This window comes from Streptomyces sp. NPDC107471, from assembly GCF_055582845.1.
In genome coordinates, this window is sequence record NZ_JBVJPC010000001.1 from 267,744 (window position 1) to 289,527 (window position 21,784).

A 21,784-nucleotide genomic window follows, 5' to 3' on the forward strand; every position below is an offset into this window, starting at 1 on the left:
CGGAGCAACCGGCGGGGCCCGCTTCCTTCACAGGAGCCGCTAGATGGAACTGAACAGACGAACGGTCATCGCCGGTGCCGCGGCCGCGGGAATCGCCGCGACGACGCTCGGGGGCACCGCCGAGGCGTCCAGCAGCAGCAAGCCGACCAAGAAGGTCTTCGGCACCCTCGCCGACGGCACGAAGGTCCACATCTGGTCGCTGGCCAACGGCGGCACGCGCATGAAGGTGCTGTCCTGGGGCGGCGTCGTCCAGTCCCTGGAGATCCCGGACCGCAGGGGCCACTACGCCAACGTCTCGGCGGGCTTCGACAACATCGAGGACTACGTCGCCAAGACCCCGTACTTCGGCGCGCTGATCGGGCGTTACGGAAATCGCATCGCCAAGGGGCAGTTCACCCTGGACGGCAAGAGCTACCAGCTCTCCGTCAACGACGGGGACAACAGCCTGCACGGCGGCACCCAGGGCTTCGACAAGCGGGTCTGGGACGTCGAGCCGTTCACCAAGGGCTCGGACGTCGGCCTGCACCTGTACTACACGTCCGTCGACGGCGAGATGGGCTACCCCGGCACCCTCAAGGTGAAGGTGACGTACACCCTCACCCGGCACGGCGAGTGGCGGATCGACTACGAGGCCACCACCGACAAGGCCACCGTGGTCAACCTGACCAGCCACGTCTACTGGAACCTCGGCGGCGAGGGCACCGGCACCATCGAGGACCACGAGCTGCGCATCGCCGCCTCCCGCTACACGCCCACCGACTCGGGCCTCATCCCCACCGGTGAGCTGGCGAAGGTCGCGGGCACCCCCTTCGACTTCCGCAAGGGCAAGCAGATCGGCCGGGACATCCGGGCCGGCCACGAGCAGCAGGTCCTCGCCAAGGGCTACGACCACAACTGGGTCCTGGACAAGGGCAGCACCGCGAAGCCCGAGCACGTGGCGACCCTGCGCGACCCCGCGTCGGGCCGCACACTGCGGATCTCCACCGTCGAGCCGGGTCTGCAGTTCTACTCGGGCAACTTCCTCGACGGCACCCTCACCGGCACCGGCGGTCACACCTACCGCCAGGGCGACGCCCTGTGCCTGGAGACGCAGCACTTCCCGGACTCGCCGAACCACCCGTCGTTCCCCTCGACGGTGCTGCGCCCGGGACAGACGTACCGGACCACGACGATCCACTCGTTCGGCGCCTGACCTGCGCTGATGCGGAGATCGGGACAGGGGTTCCCGAACTCACACTTCTTTCACACCCGTTGAACAGCGCCACGCAGGAATCCGTATGTAGAGGCGGCCCGCGCTCCCCCGCGCGGGCCACCCAATGACGACGGACCCGGTCGTCCCCGCCGGGTCCGCCCCATACGGAGGTTCGATGGCCGACAACGTCACCTCGTTGTTCCGCAGCACGACTGCGCACAGCCCGTCCATGGCGGCGCTGGCGCGTGAAGGCGGAGACGGGACCGGCCCGGTGGACTTCTGCATCCCCTGCAATCCCTACTTCCCCACCCCGGCGATGATGGACACCATGGCCGCGCGGCTGAAGGACATCATCACCTACTACCCCAGCAGCGCCGACACGATCACCGCCGAGCTGTGCAACCTGCTCCAACTGCCGCCGCAGGCCGTGGCGATGGGCAACGGCTCGACCGAACTGATCACCTGGATCGACCACCTGCTGGTCCGCGAGTCCCTCGCCGTGCCGGTCCCCACCTTCGGCCGCTGGACCGACCAGCCGATGGAGACCGGCAAGCGGGTCGACATGTTCCCGCTCCAGGAGTCCAGCGGATTCGCCCTGGACCTCGCGCAGTACGCCGATTTCATACGCACCCGGGGCACGCGGGTCGCGGTCATCTGCAACCCGAACAACCCCGACGGCGGCTTCCTCCACAAGCACGCGCTCGTGCAGTTCATGGACGCCATGGCCGATCTGGACCTCATCGTCATCGACGAGTCGTTCCTGGAGTTCGCGGACGCCGAGCAGGAGCCGAGCGTCGTCCAGGAGGCGATGATCCGGCCGAACGTCATCGTGCTGCGCAGCCTCGGCAAGAACTTCGGCCTGCACGGCATCCGCTTCGGCTACATGGTGGCCAACCCCTCCCTCGCGGGCCGGGTCCGCTCGATGCTGCCGAAGTGGAACCTCAACGCCTTCGCCGAGTACGTGGTGTTCATGCTCAAGGAGCACGGCGCCGAGTACGCGCAGAGCCTGCACCAGGTGCGCCGGGACCGCCTCGACATGGCGAGCCAGCTCGCCGCGCTGCCCGGCCTGACCGTCTACCCCTCGCAGGGGAACTTCCTCTTCGTGCGCCTGCCCGTGGGCGCCGAGGGCACCGTGGTCCGGGACCGGATGCTCACCGAGCACCGCATCCTCGTCCGCGAGTGCGGCAACAAGATCGGCTCGTCCAGCCGCTTCCTGCGGCTCGTGGTGCGCCCCCAGGTGGACGTGCGTCGCCTGGTGTCCGGCCTGGAACAGGTGCTCTACGGGACCAGGAGGGGAGCCGCCGTGCCCGAGCTCGCTCAAGGGACCAGCTACAGCTCGGGCACGGCGGCGGTGGACCGGCTGGTCGGTCAGACCAACGGCGCCGGCATGCAGGACCTGGCCGCGATGGCCGTCGGCGGTGGGGGGACGGGCGTCGGCATGCCGATGCCGGTGGCCCAGCCGGTGGCGGTGGCCGCGGCGCCCCCCATGGGGACGGCTGCCTCCATGGGGACGGCTGCTTCCATGGGAACGGCCGCCTCCATGGGGGCGGGGATGCCCATGCCGGCCCAGATGCAGTCGCCGCCCCCGATGCCTGCCCCGGCCCCGATGCCGCCCGCTCCCGCTCCGGCCCCGCCGGCTCCGGCGCCCTTCGCGCCGCCCATGGGGCCGACCCCGCCGGGGGTGCCGGCCCGTGGCGGGCTCACCGCCGCACAGGTGCGGGGGATGACCGCGCCGGCGCCCGGGGCTCCGCAGGAGCTGTCCCAGGCACCGGCCACCGGGTGGCCCAACGCCCAGAGCTGGCCCAACGCGGCGGGCATGGGCCAGGTGGGCTAGGCCCGCTCGGCTACCCGGGGGTCAGCCGCCACTGCTGGCAGGTGTTGGACAGCCAGGACCATTGGCGTACGTCGGCCGCGTCGGCGGTGGAGCAGTCGGCCACGTCCGCCACCTTGCCGGTGGCCTGGTTGACGATCCGCACGTAGCCGCTGTCGGTCACCAGGAACCTGAACCGCTGGCAGGTGTTGTTCAGCCAGGACCACTGGCGCAGGTCCGCGCCGTCGGCCGTCGAGCAGTCGGCCGTGTCGAGCACCTTCCCGCCGGCCACGTTGACCAGCCGGCTGGTGTCGTCGCCCTGGTCCTCGACCCGCCAGCGCTGGTTGGCGCCGCCGTTGCAGGTGTACTGCTGGACGTTGGCCCCGTCGGCGGTCGAACCGCCCGCCACCTCCAGGCACTTGCCGCTGTTGCGGTTGGTGAGGGTGTACGTCGTCGAGGCCGCGGAGGGTTCGCCCGCGGGGCCCGTCAGGGAGGCGCCCAGGGCCACCGGGGCGCCGAGGTTCGGGGTGCCGTCGGAGTTCCAGGTGAACTTCTGGGCCCTGGTCGTACGGCCGTTGTCGCAGCCGTCGGACGCCGAGTCGTTGGCGTGGTAGACGATCCAGTTCTCGGTGCCGTCGGGCGAGGTGAAGAAGCCGTTGTGGCCGGGGCCGTAGACGCCGGCGGAGTCGTTGCGCTGGAAGACCGGCGTGGACTTCTTCGTCCAGGAGGACGCGGCGAGGGGGTCGGAGCCGGTGAGGGTGAGCTGGCCGAGCTTGTAGTCGGGGGTCCAGCAGCCGCTCGCCGAGTAGATCAGGAAGGTCCTGCCGCCCCGCTGGAGGATCTCCGGTCCTTCGTTGACCGAACCCCCCGACTTCTCCCAGGAGTTGGTGGGAGTGGAGATGGTCGAGAAGCCGGTGGCGAGGGTGTACGGGTTGGACAGGCGGGCCGCGACGAGGTTCTGGGTGCCGCCGCTCGCACTGCCGAACAGATAGAGCTGACCGTTGATGGTCGCGACCGAGGGATCCAGCATCCAGGCGGAGTTGAGCTGGTTCCTGTAGGTGTACGGCCCCATGGGGTCGGACCCGGCGCTCTCCAGGACGTGCGTGCGCTGGGTCGGGTTGTAGTCGGAGACGTTCTGTCCGGCCACGTAGTACAGGTACCAGCGGCCGTTGATGAAGTGGATCTCGGGTGCCCAGATGTTGCAGCACCGGCTCGCGGCGTCCCCGGTCCACACCTGCACGCTCGGCGCGGTGGCGAGTCCGGCCAGGGTGGGCGACTTGCGCATGGTGATGACGTTGGTCCAACTCGTCGTCACCAGGTAGTAGTTGCCGCTGTAGTAGGAGATCCAGGGGTCGGCGCCCTTCTGGGCCTTGACCGGGTTCGAGAACGAGGCCGCGCTCGCGGTGGACTGGCCGAGGCCGAGGGCGAGGAGCAGCGCGGCCAGCAGGATCAGTAGGCGACGGGCCATCCGCTGCTCCAGTTCAGGAGGTTGATGCCGAGCTTGGGCGTGCCGTTGTCGTTCCCGTCGTAGTAGTGGTAGACGATCAGGTCGCCGTCGGAGTCGCTCATGATCGACTGGCCGCCGGGGCCGATGTACCGGCCGTGCGACTCCAGGACCGGGGTGCCGCCGTTGCTCATCATCGACACGCCGTTCTTGTCGACGTACGGCCCGGTGACGCTGGTGGCGCGGCCGACCTTGACCTTGTAGGTCGAACTGGTGCCGGTGCAGCAGGTGTCGTAGGACGCGAAGAGGTAGTAGTAGCCGTTCCGCTTCACGATGTACGGCGCCTCGACGGCCTTGGTCCCGGTCGGGCGGGAGGCGATCGAGTAGCGGGTGGTGTTGGTGGAGAGCTGCTTGCCGGTGGACGGGTTGATCTGGATCATCTTCAGGCCGGTCCACCAACTCCCGAAGGACAGCCACCACTTGCCGTCGCCGTCGACGAACAGGTTCGGGTCGATGGCGTTGTAGTCGCTGGAGGTGGTGGACGTGTAGACCGTGCCGTAGTCGGTCCAGGAACCGGGCAGACCGGTGGTCGAGGCCGCGAGGCCGATCGCCGACTTGTTGGATCCGAAGGTCGAGACGGCGTAGTACATCAGGTACTTGCCGCCCTGGTAGGAGATGTCGGGCGCCCAGGCCTCGGTGGCGTACGACGACCACCAGCTCGGCTTGGCGGAGAAGGCGTCGCTGCCGGCCGTGAACGCGATCCGGTCGGTGGAGGTGCGGTAGCCGAGGCCGCCGCCGGTGCCGTACAGCAGGTAACGGCCCGCCGACGTACGGATCATCGTCGGGTCGTGGATGGTGGTGGCACCGGTGACGGTCCCGGGGTTGGGGTAGGCGGAGGCCGTGCCCGGGATCAGGGCCAGCAGGAAGGCCACGGGGACGGCCAGGAGTGAGGTGCGGCGCACGGTGACGCTCCTTTGCAGGATGCGAGTGGGGGGATGTTCGATATGCCGATCACCGATCAGAGCTTCGGACGGGACCGTAGAATCGAACCCCTTGCGCGTCAATGGTCCGCGCACGCCTCACCTGTCGTCAGTGGTCCTGCTCCAGGTGCAGTTTGAGGAGGTCTATCCCGTAGTCGCCCCCGTTGGGGGTGCGGACGATGGTGTGGATGTGCTCCTGGGACGGGGTTCCGCCGCCCATGCCCATGCCGCCGCCCGGTCCCTGCCCGCCGGAACTCGCGCTCGCGCTCGCGCTGGGGGTCGCCGAGGAGTCGCCCTTGTAGAAGAGCGGGGCCTGGGCGTCGTACTCGATGAGGACGACCGGGCTGTGGATCCGGTAGTAGAAGGCGGAGTCGTCCTTCGTCTCGCCCATCCAGTAGAAGTACGTGTCGTCCAGGTGCTTCTCCACCTCGGTCATCTTCACCTCGGCGTGGCCCTCGTTGACGTAGCCGATGTACACCCGCGCCAGGTCCAGCAGTTTCTCCCGCTGGGCGGTGGTGAGTTCGGAGCCCTTGAGGCCCTCGTAGGCGAGCTTCAGGTTGTCCTGGCCGGCGCCGGCCTTCATGTCCTCGTTGCCGTTCGACTGCGTGGAGACCGCCTCGGCGCGCTGGGCCGTGGTGAGGGAGCGGATCATGGCCAGACCCGCCGTGGTCTCCGGCCGGAAGAGGGTGATCTTCTCGCCCTTGTACGTGCCCGTCGTGGGCTCGGAGCCCATGAAGGTCGGCGTCATCACGACCTGGTCGCCCAGGACGAAGTAGTTGATGGCGACGTGGTGGCCCTCGTACTGGAAGCCCCACGGCTGCGTGGTCGAGGGGGTGCCCATGAAGGTGAAGAAGTAGTGGCCCTCGGTCAGGGTCTTCTGGTTGCCGCCGTTGGAGTCGCCCAGGAACGCGTTCAGCTTCATGATGCCGCGGGTCTGGGTCAGGCCGTCGGCGGACAGCGCCTTGCCGAGCAGCGCGTAGCCGAGGTCGCGCTGCTTCTCGGTCAGGTCGCCCATCCGGACGCCCTTGCGGTCGTAGCCGTCGACGTTGCTCCAGGCCGTCCACTCGTCCGCGTCGATGTCGAACACGCACGACGTGCGCTCCTTCGTGGAGAGCCCGTCGAGGAACGCCTGCGCCGCCTTGACCAGCGCGTCCGTGGAGACGTCCGTGGAGTGGATCGAGTACAGGTCCTCGACGACGGTGCCGTCGGTGGTGACGCCCTTGACGTCCGCGTACTTGACCTGGGTGGCGCCGGGTCCCATGCCGCCCCCGCCACCGCCACCCGGCCCGCCGGAGGGCATGCCGCCGGGGGCGCCGGTGGCGGAGGCGGAGCCCGCGGTGTCGGCGGAGCCGGAGGAGCAGCCGGTCATGGTCGCCACGGCGGCGACACCGCCGGCGAGCAGCGCCTTGTTCATGAACCAGCGGCGGCTGCGATCGGTTTCGGGGGTACGTGGTCGGTGTCCGTGCATGCAGGCAGACTCCAGGGTGTACCTGAAGCGTTCCTGGGCGAGACCTGTGAGGGGCCCGGCGGGGCAGGAACGGGGTCGCCGGACTGCGGCTGCTGATGACGGACCGCAGGAGTCACGGTGACGGGCCGGACACCCCGCGCGGAGACTCCCAGTCGGTACTGCCACCAACCTGACCGCGGTTCTCGGGGGACCGTGCATCGAGCTCGTCCAGCAGTCCGCGTTCACCGCGGCAGCGGACCGTCCGGGCGTGGCTGACCTGCTGAACCGTGTGCGCGGCGGTGCCCCCGGGGTCCCGGACGGCGTCACGCCGGAGCGGTTCCTGCGCGACTCCACGGCGGGCATCGGGCTGCCGGTGCCGGAGCACACGCCGCGTCGGCGGCGTACCGCGCGCACGTGGGCCGCCCGCTGACGGCCGTCGCCGAGTTCCTGGTGAGCGGTCAGCCGACCTGCTCGAAGACCATCGACCACCAACTGTCCGGCTGGGCGAACGCGTACGGGTCGCGGGCCTTGAGGTACTCGACGAGCTTGTCGGTGTACGGGGCACGGTCCTGCGGCGCGGCCTGCTCCAGGTGCCTGGTGCGCAGCGCGAACCGGTACAGGAACTCGACGAGGTCGGCGAGGGTGCGGTTCACGATCTCGGCGCGCGGCTCCGCGTCGAAGGACATCAGGATGACGTAGCCGCGGTCCATGTCGAGGCAGTACCGCATCGCCGGGTCGTCGGTGGGGCCGCCCAGGACGAGGATGTGGGTCTCCTCGCCCCCCGCGGCCACCGGCACCACGGTGAAGGGATCGGGTCCCTCGTCGGCGGTGTCGAGGGTGAACAGCACGTCCACGAAGACCGGGACGCCGACCTCGCACAGCACCTCGGCGTCGGCCTCGGACAGTCCGCGCTCCTCGGCGACGGCACGGTCCAGCGTGACCACGCGGTCCGCGCCGAACAGCTCCGTCATCTCGTCATGGGTGGCCATGCGTCCTCTGCTTCCCCTCGTGCTCTGTCCGTCTCAGCCGGTGAGACCGGCCCGCCGCAGCAGCTTCAGCCAGTCGTCGTACTCCAACAGCTCGTCGTCGATCTCCGCAAGCCGCGCGTAGTCCGCGGTGGCCAGCCGCTCCACGAAGAACTCCGTCATGCCGGGCGCGAGCTGCTGGAAGCGTTCCGCGTCGACCCAGTCGCCGCCCGCCTCCGGGTTGCCGAGGACACCGCCGCCGGCGCGGTCGAGGAAGACCGGCGCCTCGTTGACGAGCCCGATGCAGAACAGCTTCTCCGGGGACAGCGGCAGCGGGGAGTCGACCACCGGGCCGCAGTAGAACTGGTGCTCCTCGGCCTCCGCCAGGCCGAAGAGCTGCACGTTCGGCCCGCAGCTCGCGCCGTCCAGGATCCGGCAGAAGTCCAGGAACTCCCGCGGCACCCCGTCGGCCTCCGCGGCGGCCGCGGTCTCCTCGTCGATCGTGCCGCCGAGCGTGAAGCTCAGCACGTCCGGGCTCTGCGCCAGTGCCGTCCGCAGGGCGTCCACCGTGTCGACGAGACGGGACGGTCCCGGGCTCGCGCTAGTCATCTGGCCACCACTTGATGTCGATGTTGATCGGATTGCCGTCCGGCAGATCCTTGATCTGCGGACGTATCTGCTGCGTGCCGATGTCGAAGTTCGTCGTCCGGTCCAGCATCCGCAGGTTACGCCACGCGTCCGGACCGCCGGTCTGGAGTTCGTTGACGTGGTCGGGCTGCATCGCACGGGCCGCCACCGCGGCCTCCTCGGCGAACTCGGGGTCGTCCTTGTGGTTCCGGCGGATCAGCGCCTCCAGGGCGCCCTTGTACTGCTTGGTGATCTCCTTGTCCCGGTAGTCCTCCGTCTTGCCCTTGAACTTGAAGAGCTTGCCCTCCTCGCCGAGGCGCTGCAGGGCCCGCGCCTTCCGCTCGAAGGCCGGCTTGGGCATCCCGGGCTTCCACTCCAGGGTGACGGTGTGCGGGTCCTTCGTCGTGTCCGGCCGGTCCTTGCCGATCCCGCCGCCGTCGCGGACCGTGTCCTGGTCGCGGGAGCGCTTGACGATGTTCTGCAGCATCGTCTCGATGTTCTTGTCGTTGCGCGCGTGGTTGTCGCCCATCGCGCGCACGCCCTTGGAGACGTCCTGGAGGTGCTTGTGGAGCTGGTCCTCGGCCTCCTCGATGGCCTTGAGGATCTTCTCGGCCCCGGTCTCGACGGCCGCCGCGAGGGCGCCCTTGCCCCGGGTGCGGTTCAGGCCGGCGCGGCTGCGGCGCAGGTGGGGGCGGGCGCCGGACTCGTGCTCGTCGGCCTGGGAGGTGATGCGGTCGGCGAGCCGGTCGTGGAGGTCCTTGTCGCTGCGCACGGTGTCGCTCACGCGGCGCCTCCCTTGCTGCTGAAGGTCCCTGTGGTGCCGGTGGCGGCGTCCAGTCCCTCGGAGAAGCCCTCACTGCCCGCGCGCAGGGTCTTGCCGGGGCTGTAACCGTCCTGCAGGCCCACGGCGTTGGCGCCGAGCTGGAGGACGAGGTCGGTGGCCATGTTGCCGAGCGCGGAGTACACCGGGCCCATGGCGACGGACATGAGCTCCTCCATGAGGAGCTGCTCGGCCTCCTTCAGCAGCCGCCGCACGATGAGGCGGGTGGCCTGGGTGGCGCCGAGCGCGCCGACCTCGGAGAGCCCGAGCGTGAAGGGTGCGGCGGCCTGGGCGGCGATGATCTCGGCGGCGAGGATGCCGAGTTGGACGATGGCGGCGACCTTGGCGCCGACCACGGCGAGCGCGGCGCCGTCCAGGGCCATCGCCCCGAGGTCGGCGGCCTCCCCGAGCCGTTCCAGGTGTACGTCGCTGACCTTGCCCCAGTGCTGCTGGAAGGCCGCGGTGGCGATGCCCTCGTTGCCCTCCAGGAACTCCCGGACGACGCTCGCCGTGGCGTCCTTGCCCTCCCGCATCTGGGAGGCGAAGGAGCGCAGGCCGTCGGCCATGTCCCGGTAGTCGTCCTCGTCGACGTTCGGCCACTCGATGCCGATGAGGTCCAGCACCCAGGCGGCCTCGTCGGGCAGCACGACCCCCATGCTCGTTCCCCCTTTGTCTTGGCAGGACCATTTCAGGTCACGCGTACGACGGCCGAACTTTACTACGGGGGCCGGGATTTGCTGGAGGGTCAGGAGGGGGTGAGGTGAGGACCGGAGGTCAGGGAGGTGGGCGGCGGGATGTCGCTGAAGCCGCGGGTTACAAGCCCACCCGGGACACGGCACACCAGCCGTCGTGGGCGGCCCGGACACGCCGGAACCCGGAACGGGGCCAGGACTCAACGGCGACTCGAAGGGCGTTCAGCATCGGCCGTGGGAACGGGAACGCGGGGCCGAGGCTGGCGGCCGACTGCAGCAGTGGCCGCCGGCAGCACCTCGCGGCCGACCAGTTTGGCAGCGCCCGGCATGCAGCATCGGCCACAGAAACCCGGGGCGGTGGCCGGTACCGGACGCGAGGCCGAGCCTGACGGCGGCCGAAATGCCCCGGCACGGGCGGCAGCACCTCGCGGCCGACCAGTCTGACGGCTCCCGGCGTTCAGCGTCGGACGCACGAACCGGAACGCGGGGCCGATGGTGCGCCCGAAGCGGTCTCCAGACTTGCGCGGCGCGAACCTCAACGGCCGGGGGCAGCCGACAACTTAGGAGACGCCCAGCGCTCAGCCTCACGGCGACACGGACCAGGAGCGGGGGCAGTGCTGGCGGCCGACTGCAACGGCGGTCGAGAAGACGCGGCACGCGCGCTCGACGTGGCCGGCACCAAGGTGGCCGTCATCTCCAACTCGCCATCCTCACCGCCCAGTCCACGCCGGCCACATGAACCCGGAGCGGCGTCCTGGCCACACCCGGCCCCAAGCTCAGCGGCGTTCGCCGAGATCCGACGCGCGACACCCCCAGCAGCCCACGCCGCCCCCGGCGCTCAGCCGCGGGTCGAAGAGACACGGCACGTGCGGCGGCGCTCAGCGGTGGCCCGACGGGCCCAGGCCGCCCGGGCCGCCCAGACCGGTGTGGCGCCAAGGTCCCGTGGGCTGGTGCGGGGTCGGACGGGTCGGCGCGTCGGGTCCTGACGTGCCCCGTCCCTCGCCCTCGGTCTGCCCCTCGCCCTGTCCGTCTCCTGCGTCCTCCGTGCTTCGCGACTCCTGCCACGCGCCGAACCGTTCGCTCGCCTCGCGGGCCTCGGCGTCGGTGCGCTGCTCCCCCGCGCGGCGGACCTTCGCGGCGCCGGAGAAGAGCGCGGCGGTGTACTCCGGGTCGGTGAAGGCCTGTTCGGCGGTCAGGTCGCCGCGCAGCACCCCGCGCGCCATCTCCCGCAGCTTCGGATCGGGCCCGGTGCTCAGCGTGCGCAGGGCGCGGAGCAGGCTGCGGGCGCGCTCCTCGTCCTTGGCGACGCCCAGCAACTCCGACTGGTCCACTTCACGTCCGTCCGGCACGCGAACCTCCCCCTTCCGTACGCTGGCCGCCCCAGTATCCAACAGCCCCGTACGTCACGGGAGTCGGGGAACACGACCGTCCCTCACGAGGTGATCGCGTCCCGCAGCGCCTTCGCGGTGACGGCGGGGTCGTAGCCCTCGGGGACGCCCTCGACCAGGATGATGTCGCCCTCGATGTGCCGTGAGCGCAGCGGTGCGATCTCCTGGTACGCGGCCGAGTCCCACCAGGCCCGCGCCTCCGCGATCCCGGGGAACCCGATCACCACGACGTGCCCCGGCCAGCGGCCCTCCTTCACCTCGTGCTGCGCGCCGTGCACGAGGAAGCGGCCGCCGTACGGCTCGAAGGTGGCGCTGATGCGCTCGATGTACTCGGCGATCTCCGGATGCGGCGCGGCTTCCCGCAGGTGGGCTATGCCGTAGGCGGTCATGGTGTCCTCCCGGTCGGTGCGGCTCCTGACGCGAATGAGCCTGGCACGCGGGCCGAACCGGGGTCGATTACCCGAGGGGTAAGCGGTCGGGAACCTTCGGCCCCGAAGCACCGCGCACCGCGACGGTCGCTCATATCAGGCCGCCGGTACGTCGGGCGGTACGACCGAGTGACGTGCACCTGGGAGGCCCGCCACCCCTCCGCAGAGCCGCCGGGACCCCCCGCTCGATCACCACCGCACACCGGCACAGAACCCCCGCCCCGGCCCACCGCAAAGCGCACGGCCCGCAAAGCCGCCGAAAACCACCGCCCGATCACCACCCCACACCGGCACAGAACCCCCGCCCCGGCCCACCGCAAAACGCACGGCCCGCAAAGCCGCCGAAAACCACCGCCCGATCACCACCCCACACCGGCACAGAACCCCCGCCCCGGCCCACCGCAAAGCGCACGCCCCGCAAAGCCGCCGGAAACCCAACGCCGGACACCGCGGCGACAGGAACCCCACCGCGCCACGGCAACCACCGACGGCCAGGCACCCCCGTCGAACCGCCGGCCCCGCACACCCCCGTGGCCCCGCAGAGCCGTCGGAGACCAGCGCCCCGACCGCCCCGCGGGGCCCCTGCTCAGCCGGAGGCGGGCGCCGGGCCGAAGTCCGCCTCCAGTCGCTCCCTCCACCCCGCGCCCGCGAGGCCCGCCCCCACCAGGACGTCCCGCCAGTCCTCCTTGGCCAGTTGGACGGCATCCAGGAGCCGGTCCACCCGGCCCTGTCCGCACAGCAGCGTCGCGGCGGCGATCCGTTCCTTGTCCTCCTGGTCGCCCCGGTCGGTCAGGTGGTTGACCAGCTCGGTGAGGAGATCGCCCACCACCTCGCCCTCCCGGCCGGGGAAGTCCTCCGCGATGCGCCGTTCGACCCGCACGGTAAGCCCCATTTACCCTCCTTGTCGGCATACGCCCCGATACGGTACCGCGCCCACCCCGCCCGACACCGCAAGCTGTCTCGCAGGAAACTTGACGACCCCTCACTTTGCCGAACTGACAGCCCGCCGACAGCAACCCCTCCTACGGTGCCGTGTCCATGACAGACACCCCCATGAACGACACCCCCATGAACGACACCCCCACGAACGGGACCCCCATGACCGAGACCCCCACGACCGGCACCCTCGCGGGAAACCCCCTAGCCCGCCGCACCGTCCTGGTCGCCACCGGCGCCACCGCGGCGACCCTGGCCGTGGGCGCCGCGGTGTCCGGGACCCGCACCTCCCCCGCCGGTGACACCACCGACACGGCCCCCGTCGCCGCCGCGGCGGTCTGCACCCTGACCAAGGAGATGACCGAGGGTCCCTACTACCTCGACGGCCAGTACGTCCGCGCCGACATCACCGAGGGCAAGACCGGCTTCCCGCTCAAGCTCGCCCTCACCGTCGTCGACGACGACACCTGCGCCACCATCAGCAACGCGCTCGTCGAGATCTGGCACTGCGACGCGATCGGCGAGTACTCGGGCTACGTCGGCAACAACGGCCACAACGAACCCGACAGCGGCACCTTCCTGCGCGGCGGCGTGCTCACCGACTCCGGCGGCGTCGCCGACATCACCACGGTCTACCCGGGCTGGTACCGCGGCCGCTGCGTGCACATCCATGTGAAGGTGCACGTCAACGTGACCCTCACCGCGGACGGCTCCTTCACCGGCGGCACCGAGCTCCACACCGGCCAGCTCTTCTTCGACGAGACGGTCACCGCCCGGGTCGGCGCGCTCGCGCCGTACTCGGCCAACACGGTCACCCGCACCACCCTCGCCCAGGACGGGATCTACGACGACGGCGGCGCCGCGTCCGGCCTCCTGACCCTGACCGCCCTGGGCAGCAGTCCCTCCGCCGGCTACCGCGGCACCCTCACCCTCGGCGTCGAGAGGAGCTGAGGCACCAGGACGCGAGGCGAACCGCCCGTCGCCCCGAGGGGCGACGGGCGGTTCCCGCTCAGGAGCTCACTTGGCCGGGCACTCCTTCCACGCCATGTGGTAGACGGTGCTGATGTCACCGTCGGTCGAGTCCATCGTCATGAAGCTGACCTTGGACGGCGAGGAGGTGCCCGCGTTCACCCGGACCTCCGTGTTGATGTTGAAGTTGCGCTGCACCCCGCAGGGCGCCCAGACCAGTTGGGCCCAGTCGGTGGTGTCGGTCGCCTGCCAGTTGTCGTTGTAGGCGCCGGGGAAGGTGTGGGTCTTGAACGCGGTCTGCGAGGAGCCCTGGAAGTAGTACGAGGCCCGCTGGACGCTGCTCGCGCCGGCCTGGAGCGAGGCGAAGCCCCGGTAGTCCGCGCTGGCGATGGCGTACGTGAAGCCCTGCGGGACATGGACGATCAGGTTGAGCTGGCAGTTCTTGCGGAACGCAGTGGGGTCGGAGTTGCCGCCGACCTGGGCGAGGTAGTCGCTGTAGGTCACGGTGAACGCGGTGTTGTCCTCGGAGACCGCGACGGCGGCCGTGCCCGCGGGACAGCCGGAGCCGTTCACGGTGGCCACGTTGATGACGATCTTGTCCGGGGGCGGGTCGACGAACCCGCCGGACGGGTTGTGCGCGGGCATCGCCGCGGTGACGAGAGCGGCTATGGCGCCGCCCAGAAGAAGTCCGCTTGCCATGGGGGGTCTCTCCTCTGCGCTGACATGTTGAAGCGTGGAGAACCTGTGTGGTTTCTGTGAAGCACCGCGGCGATCGAATCGTAGGGAGCACCCCGTGACACCACCAGAGCGAACTCCAGCCATTCGAGCGATGTCCGAACTCACGTGTCAGTAAAGGAAGTTGAGCCGTTCCGGCCCGAGTCCGTTCAGACGCCGGCCGGCTGCCGCTCCCCGGCACGCCCGGCCGCGGCCGCCTTCTCCCTCAGGTGGGCGCGGACCGAGTACGCCAGGGCGGCGGCCCACAGCGCGTACAGGACGACGTAGATGAAGGCCCTCAGGCCGTCGGGGACCGCCGGCCAGTCGCCGCTCAGCAGCGTGCGGGCGTTGAGCAGCACGATGAGGCCGCCGACCGCGGTGCCCAGGATGCGCGGGGTCACGAAGCGGGCCAGCCAGGCGGCCACCGGGGCGATGACCATGCCGCCGAGGAGGAAGGCGAGCACCCAGGACCAGTTCACGCCGTGCGAGCCGAGCGAGAGGAGGAAGCCCGCGCTCGCGGCCACGGCCACCAGCGCCTTGCTCGCGTCGACCGAGCCGACCACCTTGCGCGGCTCCAGCCGGCCACTGGCCAGCAGCGCCGGGGTGCCGATCAGCCCCCAGCCGCCTCCGCCGGTCGCCCCGAGGAACCCGGCGACCAGGCCGACCGGCACCAGGAACCGTCGGCGCAGCGGCCGGCCGAGCCGCCCCTCGGGCACGCCCCGCAGGGTGAAGCGCCAGGTGACGTAGAGGCCGAGCACCAGCAGGATCACCGCCATCACCGGTTCGGCGAGCGCGGTGGACAGCCGGGACAGGACGGTCGCGCCGACGAACGCGCCCACGGCACCGGGGAAGCCGATCCGGGACACGACCTTCCAGTCGACGTTGCCGAAGCGCGCGTGCGAGGCGCCGGACACCAGGCCGGTGCCGATCTGCGCGAGGTGGACGACGGCCGAGGCGGCGGCCGGACTCGCGCCGAGCGCCAGGAGCAGCACGGTCGAGATCACCCCGTGCGCCATGCCGAGGCTGCCGTCCACCAGTTGGGCGCCGAGGCCCGCGAGGGCGAGCAGTATCAGCGTGCTCATGAGGTCCGTCCCGCCGTTGCTGGATTTCCTACCGGGTCGGTAGGGATCGACGGGACGTCACGCTAAGGGGTCATCCTGAGGGCGACCTGAGAATCAGGGGTTCTCCCACGCGGCCGGTTCCTCCGCGAGCCGCCGCACCGGCTCGGGAAGCGCGTCGCCCGCGATGTCGGCGACGGTGACGCCCTCCAGGATCTTGCGGACGTTGGCCCGCAGGGCGATCCACAGCGGGAGCAGGGGCTGGGCGGAACCCGTGTACTCCAGACCGGTGGGCCGCTCGCCGCGCACCGACACGATCGGTCCGTCGACCGCGCGGATGACGTCGGCGACCGTGATGGCCGAGGCCTCGCGCGCGAGCCGGTAACCGCCGCCCCCGCCCCGCCTGCTGTCGACGATCCCGCCCCGCCGGAGATCGCCGAGGATCCCCTCCAGGAACTTGTGCGGAATGTCCTGGACCGCGGCGATGGCCTCGGCCTTCACCGGCTCCGTGTCCTGCCGCACGGCAAGCTCCAGCACCGCCCGTACCGCGTAGTCCGCCCGTGCAGAGATCCTCATACGACAATTGTGCGGCGTTCGGGCGGAGACAATGGCCACGCCACAATAGGCACACCACCCACACCCACGGACGGACTGGCGCTAGCGCGGCACCACCAGGAGGCGCTCCCTTGGAGCTGAGCAGACGTACATTCAGCGCCCTCGCCGGCACCACGGCGCTCGGCTTCGCGCTGAGCGGCAGTGGTGGGGAGACCACCCGGGCCTACGCCTCCCGCAGCGTGCCCACCGGACCGGCGCCCGGCGCGCCCGCCGCCGACCAGGTGCGGCACAAGGTCGGTCACGACAAGTACTCGCTGCTGGTCGACGGCCGGCGCCTGGTGCTGTGGTCCGGCGAGATGCACCCCTTCCGGCTGCCGAGCCCGTCACTGTGGCGGGACGTCCTGCAGAAGATGCGCGCCCACGGCTTCAACGCGGTGAGCGTGCACGTGGCCTGGAACTACCACTCCCCCGGCCCCGGCCAGTACGACTTCACCGGCGTCCGCGACCTCGACCTCTTCCTGCGCACGGCCGCCGAGACCGGCCTGTACGTCGTCCTGCGCCCGGGCCCGTACATCGACGCCGAGGTCGACGGGGGCGGCTTCCCGGGCTGGCTCGCGGCGACCGAGGGCCGGGCCCGCACCTCCGACCCCACCTATCTGTCGTACGTCGACGAGTGGCTGACCGAGGTGAACGCGATCGCCGTCCGGCACCTGTTCACCAAGGGCCGGGGCACAGTCCTGCTCTACCAGATCGAGAACGAGTACGACGCCTTCGTCGACGAGCCCCTGGGCCGGGACTACATGTCCCACCTCTACAAGAAGGTGCGGGCCGACGGGATCGACGTCCCGCTGTTCCACAACGACAAGGGCAGGAACGGCTACTGGACCCCGGGGTCCTTCAACACCGGCGGCGAGGAACGCGGTTGGCTCTACGGCTTCGACGGCTTTCCCCCGCCCGACGAAGTGCCGCCGGACTGGGGGGACTTCGGCGAGGGCGGACTCGAGGGCGGGGCGACGGCCAGTCCCGGGACGCCCGGGTTCCTGCCGGAGTTCGGCGGCGGCCGGTCCGATCCATGGGGCGGGGCGACCTTCGACGGCAAGGGGTACGCCGAGGCGCGGTACAGCCGGGACGCGGCCTACGAGCGGCGCTTCCAGCTCACCAACCTCGCCAACGGCATCACCATGCACAACGTCTACATGACCTTCGGCGGCACCTCCTGGGGCTGGCTGCCCGCGCCGCAGGTCTACACGTCGTACGACTACGGGGCGGCGATCGACGAGGCCCGCCGGCAGACCCCCAAGCTCGCCCCCCAGCACCAGCTCGGCCATCTCCTGCGGACCGTGCCGGACTTCGCCAAGCTGGACCGGGCCGACGCGGTGCGGGCCGCCGACGAGCGGCTGAAGGTGTACCACCTGACCAACCCGGACACCGGCTCCCATGTGTACGTCGTGCGCAACGACACCGACGCGCCGATCACGACGACGATCCCGGACGCCGGGATCGACGTGGCGTTCACCGTCGCCCCGCACGACGCCCGACTGCTCACCGCGGGCCTCCGGTTGGGCGGGCGCACGCTCAGGTACGCCACCGCGCAGCCCATGGCGAGCATGCGGGTCGGACGCACGGACGTCGCCGTCTTCACGGCCCCGCACGGCGAGATGGCCCAGGTCCTGCTGGAGTGCCCGGAGGAGCCCCTGGTCACCCGGGGCGACGCGGAACCCGCCTGGAACTACGACCTCGGCGTCCTCAGGATCACCGCGCCGATGGGCGTCGGCGGCCTGGCCCGGGTCCGGATCGAGGGCGGCGGCAGCGACACCCCGCTGCTGCTGATCCTGGCCGACGACGCCGCCGCACTGCGGCTGTTCCCGGTGGACACCCCGACCGGACCGGTGCTGGTGTACGGGCCGTCGCTGGTGCGCGGGGTCACCCTGGACGGCGCCACCGCCCATCTCACCGGCGACACCGTCGAGGGCACCGGCATGGAGGTGTGGGGGCCGCGCGGGATGGCCCGGATCACCTGGAACGGACGCCCGCTGCCCGCCTCCCCCACCCCCATGGACAGCCTGCGGGCCGACATGCCGACCACACCCGGACAGTTGCCCGTCCCCGCGGTGGGCGAGGTGCGGCTGCCCGCGCTGGGCGACTGGCGGCGCCGTACCGAGAACTTCGAGTCCGTCCCGGACTACGACGACTCCGGCTGGACCCGGGCCGACCGCACGAGCTCGTCCAGCATCACCCCGGTCCCGCCGGGCCGGCCGGTCCTGTTCGCCGACGACTACGGCTTCCACTACGGCGACGTCTGGTACCGGGGACGTCTGACCGGCGCGGACGGCCTGGAGTCGGTGTCCCTGTCCTACAGCACGGGCACCCAGGGGCTGCTGATGGCGTGGCTGGACGGCGAGCCACTGGGCACGCACCGGATGCCGGTGCCGGACCGGAGCACCGCGGGCAGGGGCACGTGGACGGCGACGGCCGCCTTCGACGCGCCGGCGCCCTCGGGGCACGCGCCCCGCGTCCTGTCCGTCCTCGTGCGGCGGATGGCGCACGACCTGGACGGCGGCTCCGCCGGCTCCCACAAGGCGGCCCGGGGGTTGACCGCGGTCACCTTCAAGGGCGGTTCCCCGAAGGTGAGTTGGCGCATCCAGGGCGAGACGGCGCCCGACCCGGTGCGCGGGCCGCTCAACAACGGCGGACTGTACGGAGAGCGCAAGGGCTGGCACCTGCCGGGCTTCGCCGAGGAGCACTGGGAGGACACGGAGCTGCCGCGCTCCGACCGGCGCCAGGGGGTCACCTGGTACCGGACGTCGTTCCGGCTCGCCGTGGACGCCGGCATCGACGCCTCCGTCGGTCTCACCCTGGACGACGACCCCGAACGGGCGTACCGCGTCCAGATCTTCCTCAACGGCTGGAACATGGGCCAGTACGTCAACGACGTGGGCCCGCAGCACACCTTCGTCCTGCCCAACGGCATCCTGCGCACCCGCGGCACCAACACCCTGGCGCTGGCGGTGCTGTCGGACGGGACGACCGAGTCCGGACCCGGGGACGTACGGCTGAAACTGCTGGGGACCTCGGCCGGGGGTGTGCCCGTCACGCCGGTGGACTCGCCCGGCCGGTAGGCCTGTTGTCCCGTTGGTGCCCGAGGGCGCCGGTCGGTTCCCGCGGGAGACCTGCCGACGCCCTCGGGGCCTCGTTCAGCCGAGCCGGATCACGTTCCAGGAGAGCGGCTCCAGTACGGCGGTGAGCACGCCGTCCTTCAGCGCGGTGCCCTCGGCCGCGTGCGGGGCGACCCGGTCGGGGGCGTCCAGGGTGTTGCGGGCGTCCGGATCGGCGTCGGCGAGGACGCTGTGCTCGACGACGTCCGTCAGGTCGAGGCCGCTCAGGGCGACTTCGAGGGGCAGCGACTCGCTCCGGCTGCGGTTGACGGCGAAGACGGTGACCGAGCCGTCCTCGGCGCGCACGGCGGTGGCGTGCAGCAGGTCGGTCTCGCCGAACTTCTTCGTCTCGTACGTCGGCGAGTCGACCCGTACGTCGAGGACCTCGCCACGGCCGTACCTCGAGGCCTGGGCGAACGGGAAGAACGTCGTCTGGCGCCAGGCCGGGCCGCCGGGCTCGGTCATGATCGGGGCGATCACGTTGACCAACTGGGCGAGACAGGCGACGGTGACGCGGTCGGCGTGCCGCAGCAGGGCGATGAGGAGCGAGCCGAAGACGACGGCGTCCAGGACGCTGTAGTTGTCCTCCAGGAGGCGGGGGGCCTCCGCCCAGTCCCGCGCGCCGGAGTTCTCGATCTCGTGCCACTCCGAGATGTACCAGACGTTCCACTCGTCGAAGGAGAGGTTGATCTTCTTCTTCGACTTCAGCTTCGCGCCGATGTGGTCCGCGGTGGCGACCACGTTCTCGATGAAGGACTCCATGTCGACGGCGGAGGCCAGGAAGGAGTCGACGTCACCGTCCTCGGGCTGGTAGTAGGCGTGCAGGGAGATGTGGTCGACGAGGTCGTACGTCTCCTCCAGGACGGTCGCCTCCCAGGCGGCGAAGGTCGGCATGGCCTGGCTGGAGGAGCCGCAGGCGACGAGTTCGACGCCGGGGTCGATCTGGCGCATCGCGCGGGCGGTCTCGGCGGCGATCCGGCCGTACTCCTGGGCGGTCTTGTGGCCGGTCTGCCAGGGGCCGTCCATCTCGTTGCCCAGGCACCACAGCCTGATGCCGAAGGGGTCCTTGTCGCCGTGGGAGACCCGGAGGTCGGACAGGGCGGTGCCGGCCGGGTGGTTGGCGTACTCCTGGAGTTCGAGGGCCTCGGCGACGCCCCGGGTGCCGAGGTTGAGGGCCATCATGGGCTCGGCCTGGGGGCCGACCTTCTTCAGGAAGGCGATGTACTCGGAGAGGCCGAAGCGGTTGGTCTCGGTGGAGCGCCAGGCGAGGTCGAGGCGGCGGGGGCGGTCCTCGACGGGGCCGACGGAGTCCTCCCACTTGTAGCCGGAGACGAAGTTGCCGCCGGGGTAGCGGACGGCGGTGACGCCGAGTTCGCGGACGAGCTCCAGGACGTCGGTGCGGATGCCGTCCTCGTCGGCGGCGGGGTGGCCGGGCTCGAAGATTCCGGTGTAGACGCAGCGACCGAGGTGTTCCACGAACGAGCCGAACAGGCGGGGGTTGACCTGGCCGACCTTGAAGGCGGGGTCGAGGGTGAAGCGGGCGGTGCTCATGGGCGCCTTTCGAGGTGGGTGATTCCGTTGCGTTGGCGGCTGCGGGTCGCGGGGCCTGCTCACGCAGTTCCCCGCGCCCCTAGAAGACCTTCGGCCAGCCGTTCCTTGTCCAGCCGAGGCGGTTCAGCCCGAGCTTGGGTGTGCCCGAGTCGTCCGCGTCGTAGTAGTGGTAGGCCAGCCAGTCCTGGCCGCGGGCGCGGAAGACGGACTCGCCTCCCGTGCCGACGTACCTCCCGTGTCCGGCCAGCAGCAGGTCACCGCCGCCCTCCAGCAGGGGCTTGCCCGTGCTGTCGACGTACGGCCCCGTGACCTTCGTGGACCGTCCGACCCTGATCCTGTACGTGGAGTTCACTCCCGCACAACAGGCGTCGTAGGAGGCGAAGAGGTAGTAGTAGCGGCCGTGCCGCACGACGGACGGGCCCTCGACGGCGTACGGGGCGTCCGGGCGGGTGGCCAGGTGGTGGACGGCGGCGCCGGGGAGGGCCTTGCCGGTCGCCGGGCTGAGTTCGACCATGCGGATGCCGGTCCAGTACGAGCCGAACGACATCCACAGCCTGCCGTCCGCCCGGACGATCGCCGGGTCGATGGCGTTCCAGGAGTCGGTGGTCTCGGAGGTGAGGGCCTTGCCGTGGTCGGTCCAGGTGCCGGGGAGGCCGGAGGGGGAGGTGGCCACGCCGATAGCGGAGTGGTTGGTGCCCCAGGACGAGACGGCGTAGTAGAGCCAGTACCGGCCCGCCCGGTAGGAGATGTCGGGCGCCCAGGGGTCTCCAGTGTCGTTGTACTCGTACCACCACGCCGGCGGCTCGGCGAAGGCGTTGCCCGCGTCGGTCCAGTGCCGGAGGTCCTTCGACAGCCGGGCCCCGATGACACCGCCGGTCGAGTAGGCCACGTACCCGCCGGACTTCAGCCGCAGGACGGTCGGGTCGTGGATGATCTGCTGCCCGGTGATCGGGAGCGGGTCGGGGTAGGCGACGTCCGCGCGGGCCGTGGCCGGCAGCAGGGCCATGACGACGGCGATCAGGACGGTGGCCGGTCCGAGGCGTTTCACCCGCG

Annotated in this window: 20 protein-coding genes; 5 read left to right on the forward strand and 15 right to left on the reverse strand. The window is 70.8% G+C overall.

Annotated features, from left to right (window positions below; genetic code table 11):
• Window positions 1-43 precede the first annotated feature (43 nt).
• Together ACZ66S_RS01230 and ACZ66S_RS01235 are read left to right on the forward strand one after the other, a co-directional pair.
• On the forward strand, window positions 44-1,192 hold the full coding sequence (locus tag ACZ66S_RS01230) for an aldose epimerase family protein (RefSeq protein WP_469898802.1): 1,149 nt from the start codon (window positions 44-46) through the stop codon (window positions 1,190-1,192).
• 175 nt (window positions 1,193-1,367) lie between these two features.
• Entirely contained in the window at window positions 1,368-3,026 is a 1,659-nt protein-coding gene (locus ACZ66S_RS01235; RefSeq protein WP_469898804.1) for a pyridoxal phosphate-dependent aminotransferase, read from the forward strand.
• Between the two features lie 10 nt (window positions 3,027-3,036).
• Here the strand turns inward: ACZ66S_RS01235 and ACZ66S_RS01240 are convergent, their stop codons facing one another.
• The 3 genes from ACZ66S_RS01240 to ACZ66S_RS01250 all read right to left on the reverse strand — a co-directional run bounded on the left by ACZ66S_RS01240 (window position 3,037) and on the right by ACZ66S_RS01250 (window position 6,894).
• Window positions 3,037-4,470 (reverse strand): family 43 glycosylhydrolase, encoded by a 1,434-nt coding sequence (locus tag ACZ66S_RS01240; RefSeq protein WP_469898806.1) that lies wholly within the window; start codon window positions 4,468-4,470, stop codon window positions 3,037-3,039.
• On the reverse strand, window positions 4,452-5,408 hold the full coding sequence (locus tag ACZ66S_RS01245; RefSeq protein ID WP_469898807.1) for an arabinan endo-1,5-alpha-L-arabinosidase: 957 nt from the start codon (window positions 5,406-5,408) through the stop codon (window positions 4,452-4,454). The genes ACZ66S_RS01240 and ACZ66S_RS01245 overlap by 19 nt, the downstream gene beginning before the upstream one ends.
• 127 nt (window positions 5,409-5,535) lie before the next feature.
• Window positions 5,536-6,894, reverse strand: a complete 1,359-nt coding sequence (locus tag ACZ66S_RS01250; RefSeq protein WP_469898808.1) for a DUF3500 domain-containing protein — start codon at window positions 6,892-6,894, stop codon at window positions 5,536-5,538.
• 247 nt (window positions 6,895-7,141) lie between these two features.
• Between ACZ66S_RS01250 and ACZ66S_RS01255 the strand changes: the two genes are divergently transcribed.
• Window positions 7,142-7,303: a hypothetical protein gene (locus ACZ66S_RS01255; RefSeq protein ID WP_469898810.1), complete on the forward strand. Its 162-nt coding sequence runs from the start codon at window positions 7,142-7,144 to the stop codon at window positions 7,301-7,303.
• A gap of 28 nt (window positions 7,304-7,331) precedes the next feature.
• Here the strand turns inward: ACZ66S_RS01255 and ACZ66S_RS01260 are convergent, their stop codons facing one another.
• From ACZ66S_RS01260 to ACZ66S_RS01290, 7 genes are all read right to left on the reverse strand, one after another.
• Window positions 7,332-7,862, reverse strand: coding sequence for an SUKH-4 family immunity protein (locus tag ACZ66S_RS01260; RefSeq protein ID WP_365450778.1), 531 nt, complete (start codon window positions 7,860-7,862; stop codon window positions 7,332-7,334).
• Between the two features lie 33 nt (window positions 7,863-7,895).
• On the reverse strand, window positions 7,896-8,447 hold the full coding sequence (locus tag ACZ66S_RS01265; RefSeq protein ID WP_469898812.1) for a hypothetical protein: 552 nt from the start codon (window positions 8,445-8,447) through the stop codon (window positions 7,896-7,898).
• Entirely contained in the window at window positions 8,440-9,249 is an 810-nt protein-coding gene (locus ACZ66S_RS01270) for a hypothetical protein (RefSeq protein WP_469898814.1), read from the reverse strand. Before ACZ66S_RS01270 ends, ACZ66S_RS01265 begins: the two co-directional genes overlap by 8 nt.
• The gene (locus ACZ66S_RS01275; protein WP_469898816.1) at window positions 9,246-9,941 is read right to left on the reverse strand and encodes a WXG100-like domain-containing protein; all 696 of its coding nucleotides are present in this window, start codon (window positions 9,939-9,941) and stop codon (window positions 9,246-9,248) included. Before ACZ66S_RS01275 ends, ACZ66S_RS01270 begins: the two co-directional genes overlap by 4 nt.
• A gap of 914 nt (window positions 9,942-10,855) precedes the next feature.
• The gene (locus ACZ66S_RS01280) at window positions 10,856-11,326 is read right to left on the reverse strand and encodes a hypothetical protein (RefSeq protein ID WP_469898817.1); all 471 of its coding nucleotides are present in this window, start codon (window positions 11,324-11,326) and stop codon (window positions 10,856-10,858) included.
• Window positions 11,327-11,409: 83 nt separating this feature from the next.
• A complete protein-coding gene (locus ACZ66S_RS01285) occupies window positions 11,410-11,754 on the reverse strand; it encodes a DUF1330 domain-containing protein (protein ID WP_469898819.1) in 345 nt (114 codons plus the stop codon).
• Window positions 11,755-12,379: 625 nt separating this feature from the next.
• Entirely contained in the window at window positions 12,380-12,685 is a 306-nt protein-coding gene (locus ACZ66S_RS01290; protein ID WP_469898821.1) for a hypothetical protein, read from the reverse strand.
• A 206-nt stretch (window positions 12,686-12,891) separates the two neighbouring features.
• Here ACZ66S_RS01290 and ACZ66S_RS01295 point away from each other — a divergent pair, with 206 nt between their 5' ends.
• A complete protein-coding gene (locus tag ACZ66S_RS01295; protein WP_469899652.1) occupies window positions 12,892-13,680 on the forward strand; it encodes an intradiol ring-cleavage dioxygenase in 789 nt (262 codons plus the stop codon).
• Between the two features lie 66 nt (window positions 13,681-13,746).
• Here the strand turns inward: ACZ66S_RS01295 and ACZ66S_RS01300 are convergent, their stop codons facing one another.
• The 3 genes from ACZ66S_RS01300 to ACZ66S_RS01310 all read right to left on the reverse strand — a co-directional run bounded on the left by ACZ66S_RS01300 (window position 13,747) and on the right by ACZ66S_RS01310 (window position 16,046).
• A complete protein-coding gene (locus ACZ66S_RS01300; RefSeq protein WP_469898822.1) occupies window positions 13,747-14,397 on the reverse strand; it encodes a DUF4360 domain-containing protein in 651 nt (216 codons plus the stop codon).
• A 185-nt stretch (window positions 14,398-14,582) separates the two neighbouring features.
• Entirely contained in the window at window positions 14,583-15,494 is a 912-nt protein-coding gene (locus ACZ66S_RS01305; protein ID WP_469898824.1) for a sulfite exporter TauE/SafE family protein, read from the reverse strand.
• Window positions 15,495-15,587: 93 nt separating this feature from the next.
• Window positions 15,588-16,046: an RrF2 family transcriptional regulator gene (locus tag ACZ66S_RS01310; protein WP_469898826.1), complete on the reverse strand. Its 459-nt coding sequence runs from the start codon at window positions 16,044-16,046 to the stop codon at window positions 15,588-15,590.
• 110 nt (window positions 16,047-16,156) lie between these two features.
• Between ACZ66S_RS01310 and ACZ66S_RS01315 the strand changes: the two genes are divergently transcribed.
• Window positions 16,157-19,144, forward strand: a complete 2,988-nt coding sequence (locus tag ACZ66S_RS01315; RefSeq protein WP_469898828.1) for a beta-galactosidase — start codon at window positions 16,157-16,159, stop codon at window positions 19,142-19,144.
• A 75-nt stretch (window positions 19,145-19,219) separates the two neighbouring features.
• On the opposite strand, the gene arfA is transcribed toward ACZ66S_RS01315, so the two are convergent.
• Window positions 19,220-20,731 carry an arabinosylfuranosidase ArfA gene (gene arfA / locus ACZ66S_RS01320; protein WP_469898830.1) on the reverse strand — a complete coding sequence of 504 codons (1,512 nt, stop codon included), beginning with the start codon at window positions 20,729-20,731 and terminating at the stop codon, window positions 19,220-19,222.
• Window positions 20,732-20,810: 79 nt separating this feature from the next.
• Complete coding sequence (locus ACZ66S_RS01325) at window positions 20,811-21,779, reverse strand: arabinan endo-1,5-alpha-L-arabinosidase (protein ID WP_469898832.1); 969 nt, start codon at window positions 21,777-21,779, stop codon at window positions 20,811-20,813.
• Window positions 21,780-21,784: the final 5 nt, after the last annotated feature.

Coding starts and splice junctions, on each gene's coding strand:
- ACZ66S_RS01230 (WP_469898802.1), top strand. CDS start 44: ATGGAACTGAACAGACGAACGGTCATCGCCGGTGCCGCGGCCGCGGGA.
- ACZ66S_RS01235 (WP_469898804.1), top strand. CDS start 1,368: ATGGCCGACAACGTCACCTCGTTGTTCCGCAGCACGACTGCGCACAGC.
- ACZ66S_RS01240 (WP_469898806.1), bottom strand. CDS start 4,470: ATGGCCCGTCGCCTACTGATCCTGCTGGCCGCGCTGCTCCTCGCCCTC.
- ACZ66S_RS01250 (WP_469898808.1), bottom strand. CDS start 6,894: ATGCACGGACACCGACCACGTACCCCCGAAACCGATCGCAGCCGCCGC.
- ACZ66S_RS01260 (WP_365450778.1), bottom strand. CDS start 7,862: ATGGCCACCCATGACGAGATGACGGAGCTGTTCGGCGCGGACCGCGTG.
- ACZ66S_RS01265 (WP_469898812.1), bottom strand. CDS start 8,447: ATGACTAGCGCGAGCCCGGGACCGTCCCGTCTCGTCGACACGGTGGAC.
- ACZ66S_RS01275 (WP_469898816.1), bottom strand. CDS start 9,941: ATGGGGGTCGTGCTGCCCGACGAGGCCGCCTGGGTGCTGGACCTCATC.
- ACZ66S_RS01285 (WP_469898819.1), bottom strand. CDS start 11,754: ATGACCGCCTACGGCATAGCCCACCTGCGGGAAGCCGCGCCGCATCCG.
- ACZ66S_RS01290 (WP_469898821.1), bottom strand. CDS start 12,685: ATGGGGCTTACCGTGCGGGTCGAACGGCGCATCGCGGAGGACTTCCCC.
- ACZ66S_RS01295 (WP_469899652.1), top strand. CDS start 12,892: ATGACCGAGACCCCCACGACCGGCACCCTCGCGGGAAACCCCCTAGCC.
- ACZ66S_RS01300 (WP_469898822.1), bottom strand. CDS start 14,397: ATGGCAAGCGGACTTCTTCTGGGCGGCGCCATAGCCGCTCTCGTCACC.
- ACZ66S_RS01305 (WP_469898824.1), bottom strand. CDS start 15,494: ATGAGCACGCTGATACTGCTCGCCCTCGCGGGCCTCGGCGCCCAACTG.
- ACZ66S_RS01310 (WP_469898826.1), bottom strand. CDS start 16,046: ATGAGGATCTCTGCACGGGCGGACTACGCGGTACGGGCGGTGCTGGAG.
- arfA (WP_469898830.1), bottom strand. CDS start 20,731: ATGAGCACCGCCCGCTTCACCCTCGACCCCGCCTTCAAGGTCGGCCAG.